This window comes from Pectobacterium sp. A5351 (assembly GCF_028335745.1).
Lineage (GTDB): Bacteria > Pseudomonadota > Gammaproteobacteria > Enterobacterales > Enterobacteriaceae > Pectobacterium.
The window spans coordinates 1,268,803-1,291,705 of sequence record NZ_CP116477.1 but is presented as its reverse complement, the minus strand read 5'-3'; the positions used below and the strand labels follow the sequence as shown (position 1 = coordinate 1,291,705).

The 22,903-nt window shown below is 51.8% G+C and carries 16 protein-coding genes; 8 read left to right on the top strand and 8 right to left on the bottom strand.

The window, feature by feature from the left end:
• The first annotated feature begins 269 nt into the window (after positions 1–269).
• Positions 270–1,559, top strand: coding sequence for an HAAAP family serine/threonine permease (locus O1Q74_RS06060; protein WP_271877079.1), 1,290 nt, complete (start codon positions 270–272; stop codon positions 1,557–1,559).
• Between the two features lie 273 nt (positions 1,560–1,832).
• On the opposite strand, the gene O1Q74_RS06055 is transcribed toward O1Q74_RS06060, so the two are convergent.
• The 5 genes from O1Q74_RS06055 to O1Q74_RS06035 all read right to left on the bottom strand — a co-directional run bounded on the left by O1Q74_RS06055 (position 1,833) and on the right by O1Q74_RS06035 (position 8,451).
• Positions 1,833–3,026, bottom strand: a complete 1,194-nt coding sequence (locus tag O1Q74_RS06055) for an IS4 family transposase (protein ID WP_271874016.1) — start codon at positions 3,024–3,026, stop codon at positions 1,833–1,835.
• A gap of 214 nt (positions 3,027–3,240) precedes the next feature.
• Positions 3,241–3,678 carry a helix-turn-helix domain-containing protein gene (locus O1Q74_RS06050; protein WP_271877076.1) on the bottom strand — a complete coding sequence of 146 codons (438 nt, stop codon included), beginning with the start codon at positions 3,676–3,678 and terminating at the stop codon, positions 3,241–3,243.
• A gap of 130 nt (positions 3,679–3,808) precedes the next feature.
• Complete coding sequence (gene pstB, locus O1Q74_RS06045) at positions 3,809–4,624, bottom strand: phosphate ABC transporter ATP-binding protein PstB (RefSeq protein ID WP_271877074.1); 816 nt, start codon at positions 4,622–4,624, stop codon at positions 3,809–3,811.
• A gap of 15 nt (positions 4,625–4,639) precedes the next feature.
• Entirely contained in the window at positions 4,640–6,286 is a 1,647-nt protein-coding gene (gene pstA / locus O1Q74_RS06040) for a phosphate ABC transporter permease PstA (RefSeq protein ID WP_271877071.1), read from the bottom strand.
• Complete coding sequence (locus O1Q74_RS06035) at positions 6,283–8,451, bottom strand: ABC transporter permease subunit (protein ID WP_271877069.1); 2,169 nt, start codon at positions 8,449–8,451, stop codon at positions 6,283–6,285. Before O1Q74_RS06035 ends, pstA begins: the two co-directional genes overlap by 4 nt.
• 485 nt (positions 8,452–8,936) lie before the next feature.
• On the opposite strand from O1Q74_RS06035, the gene ppk1 reads away from it, so the two are divergent.
• The 5 genes from ppk1 to mgtE all read left to right on the top strand — a co-directional run bounded on the left by ppk1 (position 8,937) and on the right by mgtE (position 15,487).
• On the top strand, positions 8,937–11,009 hold the full coding sequence (gene ppk1, locus O1Q74_RS06030; RefSeq protein WP_271878779.1) for a polyphosphate kinase 1: 2,073 nt from the start codon (positions 8,937–8,939) through the stop codon (positions 11,007–11,009).
• Positions 11,009–12,544, top strand: coding sequence for an exopolyphosphatase (ppx, locus tag O1Q74_RS06025; RefSeq protein WP_271877066.1), 1,536 nt, complete (start codon positions 11,009–11,011; stop codon positions 12,542–12,544). Before ppk1 ends, ppx begins: the two co-directional genes overlap by 1 nt.
• A 219-nt stretch (positions 12,545–12,763) precedes the next feature.
• A complete protein-coding gene (locus O1Q74_RS06020) occupies positions 12,764–12,952 on the top strand; it encodes a YjfB family protein (protein WP_271877064.1) in 189 nt (62 codons plus the stop codon).
• Positions 12,953–13,193: 241 nt separating this feature from the next.
• Positions 13,194–13,406, top strand: a complete 213-nt coding sequence (locus O1Q74_RS06015; RefSeq protein ID WP_271877061.1) for a YfgG family protein — start codon at positions 13,194–13,196, stop codon at positions 13,404–13,406.
• 602 nt (positions 13,407–14,008) lie between these two features.
• Positions 14,009–15,487 (top strand): magnesium transporter, encoded by a 1,479-nt coding sequence (gene mgtE, locus O1Q74_RS06010; RefSeq protein ID WP_271877058.1) that lies wholly within the window; start codon positions 14,009–14,011, stop codon positions 15,485–15,487.
• 79 nt (positions 15,488–15,566) lie between these two features.
• Here mgtE and galK read toward each other — a convergent pair whose 3' ends face one another.
• The gene (galK, locus tag O1Q74_RS06005) at positions 15,567–16,730 is read right to left on the bottom strand and encodes a galactokinase (RefSeq protein ID WP_271877055.1); all 1,164 of its coding nucleotides are present in this window, start codon (positions 16,728–16,730) and stop codon (positions 15,567–15,569) included.
• A 9-nt stretch (positions 16,731–16,739) separates the two neighbouring features.
• A complete protein-coding gene (gene galT / locus O1Q74_RS06000) occupies positions 16,740–17,780 on the bottom strand; it encodes a galactose-1-phosphate uridylyltransferase (RefSeq protein WP_271877052.1) in 1,041 nt (346 codons plus the stop codon).
• Between the two features lie 464 nt (positions 17,781–18,244).
• Between galT and galR the strand changes: the two genes are divergently transcribed.
• Positions 18,245–19,255 (top strand): HTH-type transcriptional regulator GalR, encoded by a 1,011-nt coding sequence (galR, locus tag O1Q74_RS05995; protein WP_271877049.1) that lies wholly within the window; start codon positions 18,245–18,247, stop codon positions 19,253–19,255.
• Positions 19,256–19,725: 470 nt separating this feature from the next.
• A complete protein-coding gene (locus tag O1Q74_RS05990) occupies positions 19,726–21,033 on the top strand; it encodes a maltoporin (protein WP_271877046.1) in 1,308 nt (435 codons plus the stop codon).
• 504 nt (positions 21,034–21,537) lie between these two features.
• On the opposite strand, the gene O1Q74_RS05985 is transcribed toward O1Q74_RS05990, so the two are convergent.
• Positions 21,538–22,620 (bottom strand): ABC transporter ATP-binding protein, encoded by a 1,083-nt coding sequence (locus O1Q74_RS05985; protein ID WP_271877043.1) that lies wholly within the window; start codon positions 22,618–22,620, stop codon positions 21,538–21,540.
• Positions 22,621–22,903 lie beyond the last annotated feature (283 nt).

Here is a 22,903-nt window from a genome sequence, read left to right as displayed (position 1 = left end):
TATTTAAAATAAAGTATCAGGATTGATGTTTTAATTTTCGCGGAAATTTATTAAAATATTTCCCGTCAATTCATTTCTGTGATCGCCTCAATATTATTCGCTGACCACCACGATATAGAATGCCGCCACAAAACAGTATTGACCTGTTGACATAATTAGCAATATGTCTTGTTCGTTTTTCAAACTCTGTAACGGCAAGTTGCCGGTACTGTAATTTTTATACCCCTGTACGACGGGTATTAATGTGTTCACCGAGGAGAAATCAGTATATGAGCACAATTCAAGATAGCAGCCAGGTGTTAGAACAGACTTCAGGATGGCGTAAAAGCGATACCGTCTGGATGCTGGGCCTCTACGGCACAGCCATCGGCGCTGGTGTGTTATTCTTACCTATCAACGCGGGTATTGGTGGTTTAATTCCGTTAATTATCATGGCGCTGATTGCTTTCCCGATGACATATTATTCTCACCGTGCTTTATGCCGTTTTGTATTATCAGGCAAAAAAGGTGGCGAAGATATTACCGAAGTTGTTGAAGAACATTTCGGCGTTGGTGCAGGTAAATTAATCACTTTGCTTTATTTTTTCGCTATTTATCCGATCCTATTAGTTTATAGCGTCGCCATTACCAATACGGTAGATAGCTTTATTACTCACCAATTACATCTGCCTTCTCCACCGCGTGCCCTGCTGTCATTAATATTAATTCTCGGGCTAATGTTTATTGTTCGCTTCGGTGAAGCGATGATCGTTAAGGCAATGAGCATTCTGGTTTATCCTTTTGTTGCCGTGCTGATGTTGCTGGCGCTTTATTTAATTCCTAATTGGAATACCTCTGTTTTTGAAAACATTTCTCTGAGTTCCAGCGTCACGGGCAACGGTCTGTTGGCGACATTATGGCTGGCTATTCCGGTGATGGTTTTCTCCTTCAACCACTCGCCGATCATCTCTTCTTTCGCCGTTGCCAAACGGAAAGAATATGGCGATGACGCAGAGAAAAAATGCTCACGCATTTTGTCTTACAGCCACATCATGATGGTCCTGACCGTGATGTTCTTCGTCTTCAGTTGCGTACTGAGCCTGTCTCCGGCTGAGCTGATGGAAGCAAAAACACAGAACATTTCTATTCTGTCCTATCTGGCGAACCACTTTAACAACCCGGTCATGGGCTATCTGGCACCGGTTATTGCCACCATCGCGATCTCTAAATCGTTCCTGGGTCACTATCTGGGTGCAGGCGAAGGCTTTAACGGCATGATCGTGAAGTCCCTGCGCAGCAGAGGAAAAACCATTTCCCACACCAAATTGAACCGCATCACTGCGCTGTTCATGCTGATCACGACCTGGATTGTGGCAACACTGAACCCAAGCATTCTGGGTATGATCGAAACGTTAGGCGGCCCGATTATCGCATGCCTGCTGTTCCTGATGCCGATGTATGCTATTCAGAAAGTCCCGGCAATGAAGAAATACAGCGGCCACATCAGTAACGTCTTTGTCACCCTGATGGGACTGATCGCTATTTCCGCCATCGTTTACAGCCTGCGCGATCTGCTGTAACCCCCCCACTCGACTTTAACGCCGATACGTTATTTTCTAGTCATACCCTAAATAATTCGAGTTGTAGGACAAAACGTTAACGTTTTGAACAACGCGAAGTGTTGGCCCTTTAGGGCGATGCTCAGCAATGAGCATCGTAACGCGGCAACCACACGAATCCCCAGGAGCTTACTCAAGTAAGTGACTGGGGTGAGTGGGGACAAATCGGCTTAACTGATTTGAACGCCGCTTGCGGCGGCCCTGCAAGGCTGAGGGATCCCCACAAAATCATCGCTAATAAACCAGCACCATATTTCGGTAGGTGCTGGTGAGTTGGGCTAAAATACTCTCCAGCTTCACTCGCCTGATTATTCGCGGTGAATGCCGCAGTACATTTTCCGCCAGTGTCAAAAACGATATCACTCTTCGACTTTTAAGGCTGTTCGCCTGATAATGAAGATGAAGACCTTTATTTTCAAAATGATATCCTAATAACCAGAGAACAATTGATGCCAGTGTTGCCAGCAAACTCAGCACCCAAAGCCGCTCACCCGTTTTGCTTCCACAGGCGCGTAAGCCAAAGCCAAATCTCTCACTCTTTTCATCGCGAAAGTTTTGTTCAATCTGCATTCTCCTGCTGTAGAGTTTCATAATTTCATGGGGCTTGAATTCATCAGTACTGGTAAATAGCAGCCACGGCTCTTTAGCTGACGCACGCTGTTCTTTTTCTGTTGTGGGATGGCTCGGTTTCCCTTTGCGACGTTGGCTTTTTCGGCCTTTCGGCGCTTTTTTATAAAGATAAAAATGTCCGTTGCATTGCGCCTTTTTTGAACGCGCCAGCGTTCCGGCTCCCAGATATTCCGCGCGCGCCGTGCCAGTACAGTCTTTCACGTTCAGCCAGCGTTCCGGGCCATGATGAAGGCAAAATTTTACGTTTCCCCGGATGCGACCAATAAAGTCCCATCCCAGTGCTTTGATATGCCGAAACCATTCATTGTGGAAGCCCGCGTCGGTGATGAGGGTGACTTTCATTTGCGGGGCAATAGCACAGGCAAGCGCGTCAAGAAAGGCTTTCTGTATCAAAATATTGTTTTGCTTTTCTGACGGAACCACCTGACTCATCAAGGGGATAGCGCGGCCATCACAGACAAGGCTGGCACGCAGGACATGAAAATCCTGAGAGGGATAGCCACTCCAGTCGACGGCAATAACACACCACGGCATGTTTTTGGTCATCATGGATGTAATCTGATTAAATATTTTCGGGATATCGTGATGAAGCGCAGTGTTTCCCAAAAGGCGGTCAACCCGTTTTATTTTATCTTTCACGCGAGCAGGGCCGGGTAAATAACGCCCGATGCAGGTGAGTGAAAGCGTGGCACCGCTTATCAACGCAGCGGTGGAATCAATAAGCGCATGTTGTCGATATTGATGTGTTGAAGCTAAAGCGTGACGGAAAAAAGTCTGGCATACTTTACGGACAGGCATAGGGTGATCTCATTGAATTTTTTGGCGAAAATCAGTAGATCATAAAACTCTATGCCTGTCTTGTTTTCTGGGGATTCCTCAGCCTGCAAGGGTGAATCTCAGGGATGAGATTCATATCTGCGCAATCCGAGCGTACAGGGATGTATTTACAGCATCTTTACGATCTATCCGTTACTACCGCCATACGGACTTTGTTAGCAACCTCATTAACCCTTTATTTTTTATCGCTTTCAGGCAGTGACCAGACAATATTGTTTTCGGCCGCCGCGATGTACCAGTCCACGGTGCTGTTAGCTGGCCTCTTGATATTTTCATGCTTCGCGAGCGCCTTGGCGGGAAAGGCTGCGGCTTTCTTTCTGATACGCAGCGGCGTCTGTTTTTTCTCACCGCTGATCTGTGCATGGAAAGATTCCACTTCAGCATCGAAGAGCACGCCTTCAATCTGATGCAGACGATTCAACCCACGCAGGATGGAAAGCAGGCTGCTGAGCGTAATAGACTCGCCCATTTCAGCACGTTTGATCGTCGCAATCCCTAGCCCTGCTCTCTCGGCAAGATCGACCTGCGATAAGCGCTGCTGGATTCTGGCGTCTTTTATTCTCCGGCACAGCTCGGTAATAATTTCGCGTTCGTTCATGGTGCTAAATTTCATCTTACCCGCCACTTACCAGAGTCAAAAAATTTGCGCGCATTTTATCATCACTTTTTCAAATGGCACGGACAATTGATGAACGGTATCCATAATTTTTTTAAGCCCTTTCGCGCCGTGGCTTGATGAAATTTCAGCCAAATCGCCCAGTGATATAATCCTCAGTACGGCGCTGCGTCGGCGAGGTAAACAGATCGTCCGTACGGTTATACTCAATTAACTTACCCTGATTGATAAACGCGGTGTAATCCGACACGCGGGCCGCCTGCTGCATGTTGTGCGTCACTAGCACCAGCGTGAAATGCTGCTTTAGCGTTCCCATCAGCTCTTCAACAATCAACGTCGAAATCGGATCGAGCGCGGAGGTCGGCTCATCCAGCAACAACACTTCCGGCTCAATAGCGATCGCCCGGGCGATCACCAGACGCTGCTGCTGTCCGCTCGATAGCGTCAGCGCGTTGTCGCTCAGCCGATCCTTGACTTCATGCCACAGCGCGGCTGCCCGCAGCGCTCGCTCAACGGCATCATCCAGAAAACGGCGATCGCGCAGCCCCTGCAATCTCAGGCCATAAATCACGTTTTCATAGATCGATTTGGGAAACGGATTCGGTCGTTGAAAAACCATGCCGACCCGACGGCGCAACACGGCAACATCCAACTGCGGATCGTTAATGGGCATGCCGTTCAGCCAGATATCGCCCTCGGTACGGCAGTCTTCCACCAGATCGTTCATGCGATTAAAACAGCGTAACAGCGTGGATTTGCCACAGCCCGACGGCCCAATCAGCGCCGTGACCTGCTTCTTCGGAATACGAATCGAAATATCGTTCAGCGCCTGCTTGTTGCCATAGTACAAATTCAGATGTTCCACGGTTAACATCGTCTGTTCATCACTCAGTTGATGAACATCAGGTAGCGGTGCCATCTCCTTGTGTGTCATAAATCCCATAACTTCATCCTACTTTCAAAGTGATAACGAACGATATTTCTCACGCAGAACGTGGCGGATGCCAATCGCCGCAAGGTTCAACCCAACGACAATCAACACCAGCAGCAGCGCAGTAATGTATACCAGCGGCCTGGCGGCTTCCACGTCCGGGCTTTGGAACGCCAGATCGTAAATCTGGAATCCCAGATGCATAAATTTTCGCTCAAGATGCAGATAAGGGAAAATATCATCAACCGGTAAGACTGGCACCGACTTCACCACGCCGACCAACATCAGCGGTGCAGTTTCCCCTGCGGCACGCGCCACAGCGAGGATTAAACCGGTCATCATCGCGGGAACCGCCATCGGCAGCACGACGTGCCACAGCGTTTCAGCTTTGGTAGCGCCTAACGCCAGTGAGCCGTGGCGTACTGACATCGGGATACGTGAAAGTCCTTCCTCCGTCGCCACCACCACCACCGGCAGCGTCAGCAACGCCAGCGTCAGCGATGCCCACAACAGCCCCGGCGTACCAAATGTCGGATTCGGCAGCGCTTCAGCATAGAACAACTGATCCAGCGTGCCGCCGATGAGATAAACCAAAAAACCTAACCCAAACACCCCGTAAACAATGGAAGGTACCCCAGCCAGATTGACCACGGCAATCCGCACCCAGCGCGTTAGGCTATTTTTCCCTGCGTATTCATGCAGATAAACCGCAGCGATCACGCCCAGTGGCATCACCACAATAGACATCAGCACCACCATCAAAACGGTGCCAAAGATGGCAGGGAAAAGGTGGCCTGCGCTGTTGCTATCCGGCGAGTAGTGCGCCAGCATATATTTTGCCTGACTGCCCCAGTGGCTGACTTTTTTCCACAGGTTCATCGCATTCGGATACCAGGCCTGCTCAATGTCTCTGAGCGGAATAAGATGAATGTTGCCGTTCGCATCCCGTAGCTGGACGGTATCGCGATTAATGTCCAGATTGAGTGCAGTTAATTGACGCGACAGCTCATCAAAACGATGTTGCAGCTCAATACGTTCAGCCTGAAGACGAGCCAGCGCCTGATTATCCAACGTTCGGGTCTGCTGCCGCTTTTTCTCCTCCAGCCGTAGCGCTTCAAACTGCTGGTTGATCTTCGCCATTTCCCCCATACGGATGGCCTGCGCCTTCGTGAGCAACCCCTGCACCTGCTCGACGCGATGCTGTAAGGTCGCCGGGAGATCCGTCGCCACCAGCGGCTGTTCCCCCTCCAACATGCCGGCAAGGTAACCATAGGCGGTGCCGTTGTTGGTTCGCTTTAACACCAGAATGTCGGCAGGTTTATCAAAACGGACAATGTCGCGTGACAGCAACGAACGAAAACTTTGACCATGAATTTCACGCTGGCCAATCTTAATCAAATAGCGTGTTTCAGTTTCCCCAGACGCAGAGGTTAAATCAGCCTGTTCCAACTGTTGGGGTGAAAACGTCTGCTCGGCATAAATTTCCCCCATTAGCGCGCGCTGCACACCCTGTTCCGGCTGTAATGTCAGCAACCAGACAGGCTGCGGCCACAAATAGCGCATCCCCTGCCCCGCCAGCAGCACGATGATTGCCAGCATCGCCAGCAGGCTAATGGAAATGGACGATGCGGTCAGCCATACCCAGGGCCTTCCCGAACGGAACCAGCGCTTCACGCGTTTTCTCCTTCGTCACGGTAGCGTTGACGTAAACGCTGCCGGATAGTTTCAGCCAGCGTATTCACGATGAATGTGAACACAAACAGCGTTAATGCCGTTAAAAACAACACCCGATAGTGACCGCTATTCGTCACGGCTTCCGGCATTTCGATGGCAATATTCGCCGCCAGCGAACGCAAGCCCTGAAGCAGGCTTTCATCCATAATCGGCGTGTTGCCCGTCGCCATCAGCACAATCATGGTTTCCCCCACGGCACGGCCAAAACTTAGCATCAGCGCGGCGAAAATCCCGGCACTGGCAGACGGCAGCACGACGCGCCACAGGGTTTGCCACGCCGTCGCGCCCAGCGCTAACGATCCCTGACTTAAACGAGCCGGTACGCTGAACAAGGCATCCTCTGCCAACGAAAAAATCAGCGGGATCAGCGCGAAACCGAGAGCAACGCCCGCCACCAGCGTATTGCGTTGCACAAAATCATCACCCAGCCACTGGTACAGCGGCTGCCCCAGCACCCAGATCTCCATCCGTGGTGCAAGCCAACAGCCGATCACAAATGTCAGCAAGATCGTGGGGATGAGGAATAGCACGTCCCAGCCCGCAGGGAAACGGACGCGCCAGCGCGTCGGCAGGCACTCAATCAGCCAGCCGCAACCGAGCACCGCCAGCATCCATAACATCGGCATAATCAGAATGGCGGACAGATACGTCGCAAAATGCGGGGCCAGCCAGATGGCGGCAATCAAGCCAACGACGACCGTCGGCAGCGCGCCCATGATTTCCAGCGTGGGTTTTATCCAGCGTCGTAGCGTCGGCGACATAAAGCAGGCGGTGTAAATCGCGGCGGACAGCGCCAACGGCGTAGCAAACAGCATGGCGTAAATCGCCGCTTTCATCGTACCCAGCATCAGCGGCATCATACTGAATTTGGCCTGATAACTGTCATCCGCAGACGTGGATTGCCAGATATAGGCAGGCTCTGGGTAATTCTCATACCACAATTTTTGCCACAGCCCGCGCCAGCCGATATCGGGATACGGGTTATCAACCTGATAACGATGCCACCCCTGCGCCGTTTCAACCAGCATGGCAGATCCGTGCGGCGAAAATGCCAGTCCCTGCGCATGAGCCGGCAACGTCTGCGTCAGCAGCGCATGCGACTGCTTGCTGGCAAACAGCGACAGTTCACCCTGTGCATTCAATGTGGCGAAGACTCGCCGCTGCGCCTCCGTTGCCAACAGCACCGATTCCCCCGCAACATGCGGAAACTGGCGAATCTCTGTCAGCGTCGCGCCCTTGTCGCTCGGCACCTCAAACCATTGGCTAATCTGCCCGTCGGCGGTTTGTACCAACAACGACCGACCGCCGGACAGCAGCGCCAGATGCAACGGTTCCGCCAGCTGCAATTGCCGCTCTTCCCGCAGCGCCAGCGCGTTTGCTTCCATCTGCCACAGCGTTAATGTGTTGCCGCTGAGCAAATACACCTGCTGTCCGTCTGGCGTCAGCAGCAGTTGGCTAACCGCGCCAGCCGGAAGTGTAATCTGTGCCCGTTGCCGCACGCCGTTTTCATCAACATCGGCAATAATCAACGCATTTTCCTGCCCGATAGCCGCAACAACGGCATGCGTTTCGTCCACCGCCGCCACCGCCAGATGGCGCAACGGCTGCGCAGGCAACCCAAGCGAATAGGGCTGTTCACCGAGCGGATAAACCCAGACGGGAGAACGGTTTTCCGTACGCGATAACACGGGCTGCACGAAAACTAAGCGGCCATCGGGCTGGCTCAGGGCGTAAGTCTGTCGCTCTCCCTGACTTTGCGCCACTAAACTCAGCGCAGGAATCAGCCGAATGCGCGACATAGGCTGGTTTTCCGCAAACGGAATAAACTCCCCATAGCCCTGACGGTCGATACGAAATCCAATCTGCCCGTTGTCGCTAAGTCCCAACGCCAGCGACGGTTCTGTACCGTGGCGCTGCACCGTTTTTTGGCTGTTAACCGTGGGGGAGAGGAACAGTGGCGTCACCACATACAGGAGATAAAAGAAGATTAACAACAGCATAGCCAGCACCAGCAGCCCGCTGCCCGCCACAATGCGGTGAACCAAACGATCTACCCACGCTCGTCGACGATCCCGATACTGTGATGTGTTGACTGTTTTTACCATTATTCTCGCCGTTAGAGTGAAGCTGCCAGAGTCGTGTTGTTAAGGTATTGCGGGTAGCATATGTTGCCTTTACGCCCATAATATGACAATGGTAAGTCTGTCTATGAATTAGATTTTATACCCTAAATAGTTCCAGCCGTATGACAAAACGTTAGCGTTTTGAGCAACGCTTTAGCGTTGACCCTTTAGGGCAAGGCTCATGAATGAGCCTTGTAATGCGGCAACCGATGGAGTCCCCAGGAGCTTACTTTAGTAAGTGACTGGGGTGACAAATCTGCCGGGAGCAGATTTGAACGCTGCTTGCAGCGGCCCTTTAGGGCGAGGCCTAGGATGGGCCGAGTATTTTGGGGTAGCCAACGTACAGACGGCTCGAAATATGACGGGTATCGTCATCAACACGCCATAATGTTGTTGTACCCTATCTCCACAAAGGAAGGGTATGAATATTGGATGAACCTTCAGTACATGAGTTGAGCGGAGTGACAATGGGTCAGGACAAACTCTACATAGAGAAAGAATTAAGTTGGTTATCCTTTAATGAGCGAGTACTTCAGGAAGCAGCAGATAAAAGCAATCCGTTAATCGAACGCATGCGCTTTCTGGGCATCTACTCCAGCAACCTTGATGAATTTTATAAAGTCCGTTTTGCCGATTTGAAAAGACGCATTCTGATTAACGAAGAGCAAGGTCTGGACGGCAATCTGCGACATCTTTTAGGCAAAATTCAGGCGCGTGTTCTCAAAACCGATCAAATCTTTGATAGCCTGTACAACGAACTGCTGCTGGAGATGGCGCGTAACCAGATTTTTCTGGTCAATGAGCGTCAGGTTTCCCCTAATCAGCAAGAGTGGCTGAGAGATTACTTCCGGCAATATCTGCGCCCGCATATCACGCCAATACTGATCTTTGACGAAACCGATCTGGTGGAGTTCCTGAAAGATAACTATACCTATCTTGCCGTCGAAATTATTCGTGGCGATGAGATCAGTTACGCCCTGCTGGAAATTCCTTCGGATAAAATACCGCGCTTTGTCAACCTGCCAGCGGAAGCGCCGCGCCGTCGTAAGACCATGATCCTCATCGATAACATTCTGCGTTACTGTCTGGATGATATCTTCAAGGGCTTCTTTGATTATGATGCACTGAACGCGTACTCCATGAAGATGACGCGCGATGCGGAATACGATCTGGTGACGGAAATGGAATCCAGTCTGCTGGAGCTGATGTCTTCCAGCCTGAAGCAGCGTCTGACTGCCGAGCCGGTGAGATTCGTCTATCAGCGCGACATGCCGGATGCGATGGTCGCCATGCTACTCGATAAACTGGGGATCTCTTCTTATGATTCCGTTATCCCCGGCGGGCGTTATCATAATTTCAAAGACTTTATCTCTTTCCCGAACGTCGGCCGCGCCAATCTGGTCAACAAACCGTTGCCACGTCTGCGACACACCGGATTCAACCATTTTCGCAATGGGTTTGATGCGATCCGTGAGCGCGACGTGCTGCTCTATTATCCGTACCACACCTTCGAGCACGTATTGGAACTGCTGCGACAAGCCTCTTTCGACCCCAATGTGCTATCCATCAAAATCAATATTTACCGCGTCGCCAAAGACTCGCGCATCATTAATTCAATGATCCATGCGGCACACAACGGTAAGAAAGTGACGGTTGTGGTCGAGCTACAGGCACGCTTTGACGAAGAAGCCAACATTCATTGGGCCAAGCGCCTGACGGAAGCCGGCGTGCACGTGATTTTCTCGGTGCCAGGGTTGAAGATTCACGCCAAGCTGTTCCTGATTTCCCGCCGCGAGGGGGAAAACATTGTGCGTTACGCGCACATCGGTACCGGTAACTTCAACGAGAAAACCGCCCGCCTGTATACGGACTACTCGCTGCTGACCGCCGACGAACGTATTACCAACGAAGTGCGCCGCGTCTTCAACTTCATTGAAAACCCCTACCGTCCGGTTAGCTTCGAACATTTGCTGGTGTCGCCGCAAAACTCCCGCGACAAGCTCTACCAACTGATCGATATCGAGATCGAGAACGCGCTGGCGAACCGTGATGCAGGCATTACGCTTAAGGTAAATAATCTGGTGGATAAGGGGCTGGCGGAAAAGCTGTATCAGGCTTCCTCTGCGGGCGTGAAAATTAATCTGCTGGTGCGCGGCATGTGCTCACTCATTCCTAATTTACCGGGGATCAGTGAAAATATTCAGGTCATCAGTATTCTTGACCGCTATCTGGAACACGATCGGGTGTATGTCTTCAACAACGGCGGGGACAAGAAAGTCTACCTTTCTTCCGCAGACTGGATGACACGCAACATTGATTATCGCATTGAAGTTGCAGTGGAAATTCTCGACCCCACGTTGAAAAACCGCGTGCTGGAAACGCTGGATATCTTGTTCAGCGATACGGTGAAAGCCCGTGTCGTTGATAAAGAATCGAGCAACCGCTATGTATCCCGCGGCAACAAGCGTAAAGTACGCGCGCAAAATGCCATTTACGACTACATCAAGGCGTTGGAGCAACCTGGAGATAAGCCTGAATAATGCCGTTAACGAACAATGAAAAAACCGAGATGAAGCCGCAAGAATTCGCGGCCATCGACCTGGGTTCCAATAGTTTTCACATGGTGATCGCACGCGTGGTAAACGGTGCGCTTCAGGTATTGGGGCGTTTAAAACAGCGGGTACATCTGGCCGACGGGCTGGACAACAAAAATGTACTCAGCGAAGAGGCCATTCAACGCGGCCTGAGCTGTCTCGCGCTGTTTGCTGAACGCCTGCAAGGCTTCCCCGCCGTGAACGTGTCCATCGTCGGCACGCACGCGCTGCGTCAGGCGGTCAACGCGCAGGAATTTTTGCGCCGCGCGGCGGATATCATCCCCTATCCGATAGAGATCATTTCCGGCCACGAAGAAGCCCGTCTGATCTTTATGGGCGTGGAGCATACGCAGCCGGAAAAAGGCCGTAAGCTGGTCATCGATATCGGCGGCGGTTCTACCGAGCTGGTTATCGGTGAAGATTTCGAGCCGATGCTGGTGGAAAGCCGTCGTATGGGTTGCGTTAGCTTTGCACAGCAGTTTTTCCCGAACGGTGAAATCAGCGAAGCCAACTTCAAGCGCGCCCGACTGGCCGCGGCGCAAAAGCTGGAGACACTGTCCTGGGAATACCGTATATACGGCTGGAAATTCGCCCTCGGCGCGTCTGGGACGATCAAAGCCACGCACGAAATTCTCGTGGAGATGGGAGAAAAAGACGGTCTGATTACCCCCGAACGACTGGAAATGCTACGCACGCAGATCTTGCAGTTTAAGCATTTCAAATCACTGAGCCTACCGGGTCTGTCCGAAGATCGTCAGTCGGTGCTGGTGCCCGGTCTGGCTATTTTGTGTGGCATTTTCGATGCGCTGGCGATCAAAGAACTACGCCTGTCCGATGGTGCACTGCGCGAAGGCGTGCTGTACGAAATGGAAGGCCGTTTCCGCCATCAGGATATTCGCATCCGTACCGCGCAGAGTCTGGCGACCCATTACAATATCGACCGCGAGCAGGCGCGACGCGTGCGGGAAACCACGCAGCAGCTTTATGCGCAATGGGCAGAACAGAATCCTAATCTGGTGCACCCACAGTTGGAAGCCATCTTAAACTGGGCTTCCATGCTGCATGAGGTCGGATTGGGCATTAATCATAGCGGCATGCACCGCCATTCCGCCTACATTCTGCAAAATACCAACCTACCCGGCTTCAATCAGGAACAGCAGCTTGTGCTGTCGATGATCGTGCGGCTGCACCGTAAGGCGATCAAACTGGAAGAGTTGCCGCGGTTGAACCTGTTCAAAAAGAAACAGTATTTGCCACTGGTGCAACTTTTACGCCTTGCCACACTGTTGAACAACCAGCGTCAGGCGACGACAACGCCGGAATTCTTACGGTTGCATACCGATGATAACTACTGGACGTTGACCTTCCCACACGACTTCTTTACCAACAACACGCTGGTACAGCTCGATTTGGAACGGGAACAGGAATATTGGCAGGACGTCACCGGTTGGAAGTTGATGATTGAGGAAGAAAAAGCCTGATTGTTGGAAATGTTGTCGGGTAATGCAGGCACGAAATAGTAACGCAAAATCGTGTACTCAGGCTGGCCGCTGACATCCAGTTAACGTAAAGTTTACAGGGATAGCGCCGATACCAAAATGATGGCTGGCGAGAGTTTCACCAACATCATACCACTTCGGCGGGACGGCACGTTTGCTTTCCGTCGGATAGGAATCCCACTCAGCTATGAGGAGAGTAAAATGGATGTATCACAGATTGCATCACTCGCGACCGATCTCACTAACCTGCGAACCAGTAGTGAGGCCAGTACACTGGTGATGAAAAAAGCGCTCGATAACCAAGAAGCCGTTGCTGTTGGTCTTTTACAGGCGTTGCCGCCTCTGCCAGCTAATCCGGCGATTGGGCGTAACGTTAATACCACGGCGTGATACCTTTGCACCACACAACCCGCTTACCCGCTGTGGTTTGAGCGGGTTTTTGATGCCACTTGCTATCCCCTCTGACGCTCTCCCCCTCGTCACGCTTGTTCCTGCCCCCTCTTTCCTTGCACCGAACGTGCGAAAACCGGATCGGTCATCATTTTTTTCACTGCGACAGATTGACCTCTCCTACTGCTTGTGCCTAAATAAACAACAGCGAATGTTCGCTTTCACAAAGGATTCATCGGTAATGTCCACGCTTACCCACAGACGACGCTTATCAATACGCCCACGACGAAGTGGCTCCCGGATAGCACGTGCCGTTTTGCTCATCAGCTTCATGATTCTTTTAGGTCGCTTTGCTTACTCCACCATCACCGCGTTTGACCACCATCAAAACAAACAGCAGCAAGCTGAACAATTACTGCTCCCCACTAACGTACTCGTCAGTCAAAAAGAGTAGCATCTACCCCATCCGCTCTTCATAGTCGTCTACTTTTCTTTATCGGGCTTATTGTCTTTGTGTTCTCGTGCCTGTCATTCATGCCTGTGTCATCATCCATTCAGGCTATACCCGTCATACTTCAAGTTACACGTGCGTTGGCTACGTTACTCGGCCCACTCACGTAGTATCGCCCTATTGGGGCCGTTGTAAACAGCGTTCAAATCTGCCTCTGGCAGGTTTGCTAGTCACCCGAATATTTACCTGAGTAAGTTCATCAGGATGACATGAGAGCCCCCTGTCTCCACCGGAAGCCGGCCGTTGGCTGGTCAAATTTGTTCCCAACGAATTTGACTTTTGCTTCCCACATTACGAGTCACATAAATGAGCCTCGTCCTGGCGGGCCAACGCTTTGCGTTGTTCAACACGTTAACATTTTATCTTGAAACTCGAGTTGTTTAGGGTATCGACAGTACGAATATTCACAGCCACCGCTTTCATCAATCAGATGATATCAATACGTTTTTCAGACTGCGATTCGCCAGTAATCCTATTCTTAATCGACTGATTTTGCGCTACGTTTAATAAAATACGGACAAAAAACAGATCGAGCATAAAACATTATGTCGAGTGTAAAAAAACTTACCGACCTCCGGCGTCGCATCTCCCTTCTGCTGTTGGAAAATAAGGAACTGGTTGAAGACATCATCAACCGACAGCCGCGCGTGACAGAACGCGATGATACCCCGTTAAGCGACAACGCCGTATTAAGTAACAAAATCGGGCTGCGTGAAAAAAGCATCCTGCTCGACCAAACCGCAGAAATCAGCGAGCTTATCATCGGGCTGCACGCCGCTGACCTTGCCGATTTACTGGAATCTTTACCGCAAGATGAGCGTCTGGCGCTCTGGCGACTGATCCCCATAGAGAAGCGCGGTCGCGTGTTGATTGAGGCCTCCGACAGCATTTCCGACGACCTGATCGGCGATATGCAGGATAAAGAAATCCTGAGAGCCGTTCGAATACTGGATGTCGATGAACAGGCTCAGCTCTCTCGTCTCGTTCCGCGTCACCTGTTAGGCAGAATACTGACCTCGCTTGAGCCGAAGCAGCGTGCGCAGCTACGCGCCGCCATCAATTATGATGAAGACTGCCTCGGGCACATGATGGATTTCAAGCTCATCACCGTGCGCGCCGATGTCACGCTCGCAGCCGTACAGCGCTACCTGCGCTATCGCAAAACGATCCCTGAATCGACCGACAAACTGTTTGTTACCGATCGCAAAAATACGCTGATTGGCGAGCTGTCGCTGGCCAGTATTCTGCTCCACGCGCCTCAGACACAGGTTGGTGACGTCATGGACGATCAGCCGCTGAGGTTCCAGCCTGAAGATAAAGTCGAAGAAGCCGCGGGGGCGTTTGAGCGTTACGATTTAATCTCCAGCGCCGTGGTGGATAGCAAAGGAAAACTCATGGGACGCCTGACGATTGAGGATATCCTCGACGTCGTGAATCGGGAAAGCGATAGTAATCTACGGCGTTCAGGGGGGTTGACGCCCTCTGAAGATGTTTATGCTCCCGTGTATAAATCGTTCCGCAATCGTTGGGCATGGCTGGCCGTCAATCTCTGCACGGCGCTCATTGCCTCACGGGTTATCGGCCTGTTTGAGCACACATTATCTCATTTGGTGGCGCTGGCGACGTTGATGCCGATTGTCGCGGGAATTGGCGGGAATACCGGCAACCAGACGATCACCATGATTGTGCGTGCACTGGCGCTGCATCAGCTTGAACATGGTAAAAAATCGTACCTGCTGCTCAAAGAGCTCGGCGTCGCGCTGGTTAACGGGGTGATATGGGGCTCGATTATGGGTGTAGTGACCTTCCTGCTCTATGGTAGCCCCGCAATGGGAGGCGTGATGATGCTGGCGATTCTGCTGAATCTGCTGCTTGCTGCACTGATGGGGGTCGCGATTCCACTGATTATGATGAAACTCGGCCGCGATCCCGCCATCGGCTCCAGTGTCATGATTACCGCCATTACCGATACCGGCGGTTTCTTTATCTTTCTTGGGCTGGCAACCCTGTTTCTGCTGCCTTGAACGTATGCAGCGTAAAACGCATTCCATATAAAAAGGGCTTTAATCAAAGCCCTTTTTACTCACTTTCCCCAGCCAGAACTTAGCTTACGCGCCCGGCACCGCCGGATGCCTGACACAGATAGATGGACGGCTGAAGCCCGGTGCGCGCCGGATATTCACGTTCAATCACCTGTTTGACTTCGTCAGTCAGCGCTGAAGGGATAAGGGCGACAATGCAGCCGCCGAAACCACCGCCAGTCATGCGCACACCGCCCCGCTCGCCGACATAATCCTGAATCAGCGCGACCAGTGTATCGATCGGCGGCACGGTGATTTCAAAATCCTCGCGCATGGAGACATGGGATTCCGCCATCAGCGTGAACAAACGGTGCGCATCCTGACGCGCCAGTGCATCGGCCGCTTCCAGCGTGCGGCGGTTCTCGGTAATCACGTGGCGCGCGCGGCGAACCGCCACCGGATCCAGACCCGCGATTCCCGCTTCAAACTGCGACAGGGAAACATCACGCAGCGCCTTGACGTTAAAGTGACGCGCTGCCGTTTCACACTGCTGGCGTCGCGTATTGTATTCGCTGTCCACCAGCCCACGACGCACGTTGGAATTCACGATCAGAACATCAACGCCGTCGAGCATACGCACCGCACGCCCTTCCAGAGAGCGGCAGTCGATCAACATCGCTTGCCCCGCACGCCCTTGAGCGGAAATAAACTGATCCATAATGCCGCAGCTACAGCCGACAAAATCGTTTTCTGCCTGCTGCCCATTTAACGCGATATCCAACTGGCTGATGTCCAGATTATTCAGCTCTTTGAACGTTTGCCCGATCGCCACTTCCAGCGAGGCCGATGAGCTTAGCCCTGCGCCAGACGGCACGTTGCCGGAAACCACCATATCCATGCCGCTGAGCGGCAGGCCGCGCGCCAGCAAAAACTTCACCGTGCCGCGGATATAGTTAGCCCAGGTATATTCCGGGTGAGGCTCGATCGCTTTAGCAAGATCGAACTCATCCTGCTGGTTGTCAAAATCCACCGATACTACCCGCACGATGCCATCCTGACGCACCGCAGCGCTGACCACCGTCTGGTAATCGATAGCACACGGCAAAACAAAGCCATCATTATAGTCGGTGTGTTCACCAATCAGGTTGACCCGGCCGGGCGCCTGGATAGCGGCATGCGGCGCATAGCCAAATAATCGGACAAAAACAGACTCGGTTAACTGACGTAGAGAATCAATACGGCTCATAAAATGACCTCAAATTTGCTCACGAAAATGGATATCACTTACGCTGCGTAAACGTTCAGCGGCCTGCTCTGCCGTCAGATCACGCTGTGCCTCAGCCAGCATTTCATAGCCGACCATAAATTTGCGCACGCTGGCGGAACGTAATAGCGGAGGATAAAAATGGGCATGCAGTTGCCAGTGCGCAATGTCGTCATCTTTAAATGGCGCGCCATGCCACCCCATCGAATAGGGGAATGAGCACTGGAACAGGTTGTCATAACGGCTGGTCAGCTTTTTCAGGAGCAGCGCCAGATCGTCACGCTGAGCGTCATTCAACTGCGGTAACCGCTGTACGACGAACTTGGGCAACACCAGCGTTTCAAACGGCCACGACGCCCAATAAGGGACCACCGCTAACCAGTGATCCGTTTCCACCACGATGCGCGAGCCGTCAGCCTGTTCGCGGCGAACGTAGTCCAGCAGCAACGGCGAACCGTGACGGGAGAAATAGTCTCGCTGTTGCTCATCCTCACGCTGTACTTCGTTCGGCAGAAAATCGTTAGCCCAAACCTGCCCGTGCGGATGGGGATTAGAGCACCCCATCATCGTCCCTTTATTCTCAAAGACCTGAACCCACGGATATCGCTTGCCCAGTTCCTCGGTTTGATCGCTCCACGTATCAATCACCGCTTTCAACGCTGGCAGCGAAAGCTGCGGCAGGCTTTTACTGTGATCGGGAGAAAAGCAAATGACGCGGCTGACGCCACGGGCTTGCTGAACGCGGAAAAGCTCGTCGTCGCCCGACGGTGCATCCGGCGTATCTTCCATCAGTGCCGAAAAGTCATTCGTAAAAACAAAGGTGCCCTGATAGTGCGGGTTGATATCGCCAGTAATACGTTTGTTGCCCGCACACAGGTAACAGGTCGGATCGTAAGACGGCGGCGTGGAACGATCCGGTTCATCCTGCTGGCCCTGCCAGGGGCGCTTCGCACGATGCGGAGAAACCAGAATCCATTCGCCCTTCAGCGGGTTAAAACGACGATGCGGATGTTCAGTTGGCTCAAACTGCATAAGCTATTCCTCAATACAAAACACAAATTCGGTACAACGGCGTCGCCATCCGCGGCCAATTGTATGGCGCTAACAGCCCGTCAGCGGCCTGGAAGAGGCATCTGGCCAGCCTGTAAACACAGCCAGAAAACCCTCTAAATGTAATCAGTTTCACTATATGTTATGGATAAAATAGCTGTTATGAAGCCAAATATCGATAGTTAGCTATCGTTTAGTCATCGCACAAGTGTAATCGGTTACCCTAAATTTAAACCTCAGGATGGTATTTTGGAAGAGAGAAATGACCGATGATTGTTGATAGCGATCACATAAGTACGGTCTGGATCAAAAAGGCAAGGAGGTCGGATAGGTAACATCCCCCAAAAACCTGTACATTTATAAATATAAGTCATCGATTTTTTCTTTTAACTTCTGCGTTAGGCTGCGGTTCGCCTCACAGCGCATTTGACCGTTCAGGAATGCCAATGGCCACAATAAAGGATGTCGCTCGTCTATCAGGTGTATCAGTCGCTACGGTTTCGCGCGTAATTAATAATTCGCCCAAAGCCAGTACCGCCTCAAGGGAAGCCGTACACAAGGCCATGGCGGAACTGCAATATCATCCGAACGCCAATGCCAGAGCACTCGCGCACCAGAGTGCAGAAACCATGGGGCTGGTTGTTGCGGATGTCTCCGATCCCTTTTTTGGGACGATGGTTAAGTCTGTCGAACAAATTGCTCAGGCAACGGGCAACTTCTTACTGATTGGCAACGGCTATCACAATGCCGAGCAGGAAAAGAAAGCCATTGAGCAGTTGATTCGCCACCGCTGTGCGGGGCTGATCGTGCATGCCAAAATGCTGTCGGATGAAGAACTGGCCGCGTTGATGAGCCACATTCCTGATATGGTGCTTATCAACCGTACCTTACCCGGCTATGAAAGCCGCTGTGTTGCGCTCGATGACCGCTATGGTTCCTGGCTGGCAACGCGTCATTTAATTCAGGAAGGGCACCAAAAGATCGGTTTCCTCTGCTCTAATCACCAAATTTCCGACTCCGCCGATCGCCTGCAAGGTTATATGGATGCGCTGCAAGAGCACGGCATCCCACGGGATGAACGCCTCATTGCGCGTGCATCACCGGACGAAGTGGGCGGCGAGTCCGCCATGATGGAGCTCCTGAGCCGAGGCGGCAATATGACGGCGGTGGTGTGCTACAACGATTCCATGGCTGCTGGCGCCCTTTCCGTCCTAAGCGACAACAGCATCAGCGTACCGCAGGATATGTCAGTGGTCGGGTTTGATGACGTATTGATCGCCCGTTACCTTCGCCCTCGCCTGACAACCGTACACTATCCGGTTTCCGCCATGGCCATTCAGGCGGCAGAATTAGCCATCGCGTTATCCCACGGCAAACAACTTAGCGAAACCACGAATATGTTTAGCCCGACGCTGGTACGCCGCCATTCTGTCAGCCCCCCAACTCGTAAGAAGTAACCACCTCTTATCAACGCCGCTTGCCTGATGCAGTATCATTCGCATCAGGCAAATAAGGCTGCTGAATCCCCTTTTTTTCGATTTCTCTTCCTCAGGGATCCTTTCTCTCTTTTCCTGAAACGTTTCCTACTCCGCATCGCGTCACATCTTTTATGCAACGTTTCCGATTCTGCTATAAAAAAATTTTATGCTGCATTTGAGGCATACCGGCAAAACTTGTAACCAGTTACACACCATTACCTAGCGAGTAACATCACAATAAGACTAATAAATATGCAAAGCACTACCTGTAACATCGTTAATTCAGTGTAAATTTTGGTGTAACTCTTTTGTATTTTGTGAGAACAATCATGTCGCGCACCGTTTTATTCCCCCATAATCCCTCGCCATGAGTGGAAACGTTTTACCTCCGTTCACGTCATGTTATTTGGAACATCCACATTCTTACCCGAATAAGCGAAAGGTATATTATGAAAAGAAAACTGCTGACAACGTCCATTGCGCTGAGTTTGGCAATGCTGGCAACCCCTTCTTATTCCGTTGATTTTTCAGGATACTTCCGTTCTGGCGTGGGTGTATCAAACCACGGAAAACAACAGACCGCCGATAAGCAGTATGTAGGAAGATTGGGTAACGAAGATGACACCTACGGTGAAATTCAATTAGGACAGCAGCTGTATAACGAAAATGGGAAAACGTTTTACGTTGATAGCATGGTATCCATGTGGTCGAACAGTTCAAATGGTGACGAATCCACAAAAAATGATGATGCAGAATTCGGCTTGCAGCAGTTTAATTTGAAAGCGAAAGGCTTTGTACCTGGGTTGCCGGACGCCACAGTCTGGGCGGGGAAACGTTACTACCAGCGCCATGACTTGCACATCATCGATACCAAATACTGGAATATCTCCGGTGCGGGCGCCGGGATCGAAAACGTCAAAGCCGGTGAAGGCGCGTTCTCGTTTGCCTGGATCCGCGCCGATGCAGAAAACATGGACATTAACTTAGGCTGCGACACCAGCACTCAAGCATGTAAAGACAGAATAGACACCTACAACGACCTGAATATCAACTTCCTGGATGCACGCTATGCAGGCTGGAAGCCGTGGGACGGCGCGTGGACAGAATTCGGTATCTCCTACGCGATGCCGAATGAAGCGGACACACAGAAAAATATCTTCCTCGCAGAAGGCCAAAAATTCGATCCTAAAAACTCAATGATGATCACGGGTGAACTCAGCCATTACTTCTCTGGCCTCAAGTCCAATCAGAAACTGGTGCTGCAATATGCCGACAAAGGGCTGGCGCACAACATGGTCGATCAGGGCGGCGGCTGGTATGACGTCTGGAGCATCAATGACAGCGCCAAAGGCTACCGCGTCATTCAGGCCGGTGACCTGCCAATCACTGATAATATTTCCCTTAGCCATGTTCTGACCTACGGTAAAGCGGATGAAATCAGCCGCTGGCGCGACAGTACGGAATTACTGTCTGCGGTAGGGCGCGGTCAATATGCCTGGACCAAGAACCAGAAAACCTATCTGGAAGCGGGCGCTTATCAGAAAAAAGATAGCTGGACGAGCGGCACGGAAAGCAAATACAGCGGCCAAAAATACACGCTGGCGCACGCCTTCAGCGCTGATATTCCGATGCTGACCCGTCCAGAGCTGCGCTTCTTTGTTTCTTACCTGAACGGCGGGAACGAAAACAAAAACCGCTTCAACGACGATCGCAGCAATTCAGTGAACTTCGGTATTCAGGCAGAAGCCTGGTGGTAATACAGCACTAACCCTCAGCTCGGCGGGCTCATCATTCCCGTCGGGCATTTCCCAAAAGGCCTTCTACCGAAGGCCTTTTCCCGTTTCCGATATCTACGCACTCACTGTTTTTCTTATATCGGCGTAAAAAGTCGCGCTGAGGTGTACATGGCCGTCGGATGAGCGGCATGGACGCCGCGAAAGCCTGCGCCGTGCTGGGAGCACGTCGCAGGCGGTCCGAGCAGCGGACATGAACACCGAAGGAACCGCATAGCGGCGCGAATCACGCCGAAAAGCCAGTGGTCAAGGCGCTGCGGCGATTGAGCGCGCCTTGTCGGGCGTGTAACGATGTTACAGAGAAATAAGATGCCTAACACGCACGAAACACATACACCGCATCAGCATAAAGAAAAACAGTTTCTACAAGAGGCCGTAGACAGCGGAAGCAAAGCCAGCGCCCGCTAAGGGCGCTGTTTATGTTTAGAAGGGATTTTAGCTATTGAGATTCAGCGATGCAGCCGCTTACTACGCGCTGATGCGCAACCCATCGGCGTTAAACACCAGACAGTTACTGGGCGAGAAGAAGACCTCGATATGTTCATAAGGCTTGAAGGCGCTGTCGCCCGCCAGCAGCAGTTTGAAGTTATCAATCCCACAGCATTGGCCGAACAGATAGGTGCTGTTACCTAAACGCTCGACGACCTCACAGCCGAACGACAGGCGAATCCCCTCGCCTTCCGGTGACACATGTTCCGGCCGCAGCCCCAGCGTTACCGAGCTGCCAACACTCAGCTCGCCAGTACGAATCGGCAGTTCAAGCTGTAGCTGTTCGGCAATATTCACCGTTAGGCTCTCCGGCGTCCAGTCGATCACCTGCGCAGGCAGGAAGTTCATTTTCGGCGAACCGATAAAGCCCGCCACAAACTGGTTAACCGGATGATAATAAAGCGCCATCGGCGATCCAACCTGCTCGACTTTGCCATAGTTCATGACCACGATTTTATCCGCCAGCGTCATGGCCTCAACCTGATCGTGCGTCACGTAGATCATCGTCGTTTTCAATTCCTGATGCAGCTTGGCAATATGTAACCGCATATCCACACGCAGCTCGGCATCCAGGTTCGACAGCGGTTCATCAAACAGGAACACTTTCGGATTACGTACGATGGCGCGCCCGATCGCCACACGCTGGCGCTGGCCGCCGGACAGCTCTTTCGGCTTGCGCTCCAACAGGTGAGACAGTTGTAGCGTCTTCGCCACCATCTCGATCTGGTGCTTAATCTGGTCTTTCGGGACACCATTCACGCGCAGGCCGTAGCCCATATTCTCAGCGATGGTCATGTGCGGGTACAGCGCATAAGACTGGAACACCATCGCCACGCCACGGTGAGCAGGGGCAACATCATTCACCACGGCCTCATCAATCATGATTTCACCGCCTGTGACATCTTCCAGCCCGGCAATCATTCTCAGCAACGTCGACTTACCACAGCCAGACGGCCCGACAAAAACAGCAAACTCACCATCTGCAATCGTCAGATTCACATCGTGAAGCGTAATCGTTTTGCCAAAATGCTTACTCACTTTATCCAACTGGATAGATGCCATAACGGTAACCTCTTGATAATTTTACTTTTCAGTATATAAGCGTTGAGTCGAGATAGCCTGGTGCTCACCCACTCAAAATGGCTCGGCAGCCCTTCCAGACGCGTCCGCATCCGGCCAGGCTGACCTGCACGCTGGTCATAATCCCAATATAACAGCATGGTGTAACCGCTTGCACAAACAGGGGGTTACTTTTGTGCATGAGATCACAGCCTTTACATGTTTCGCTGGCAGACGTGGCGCACTCTGCTTAATGTAATCGCAACTGGTGTAACCGTTACCCTAC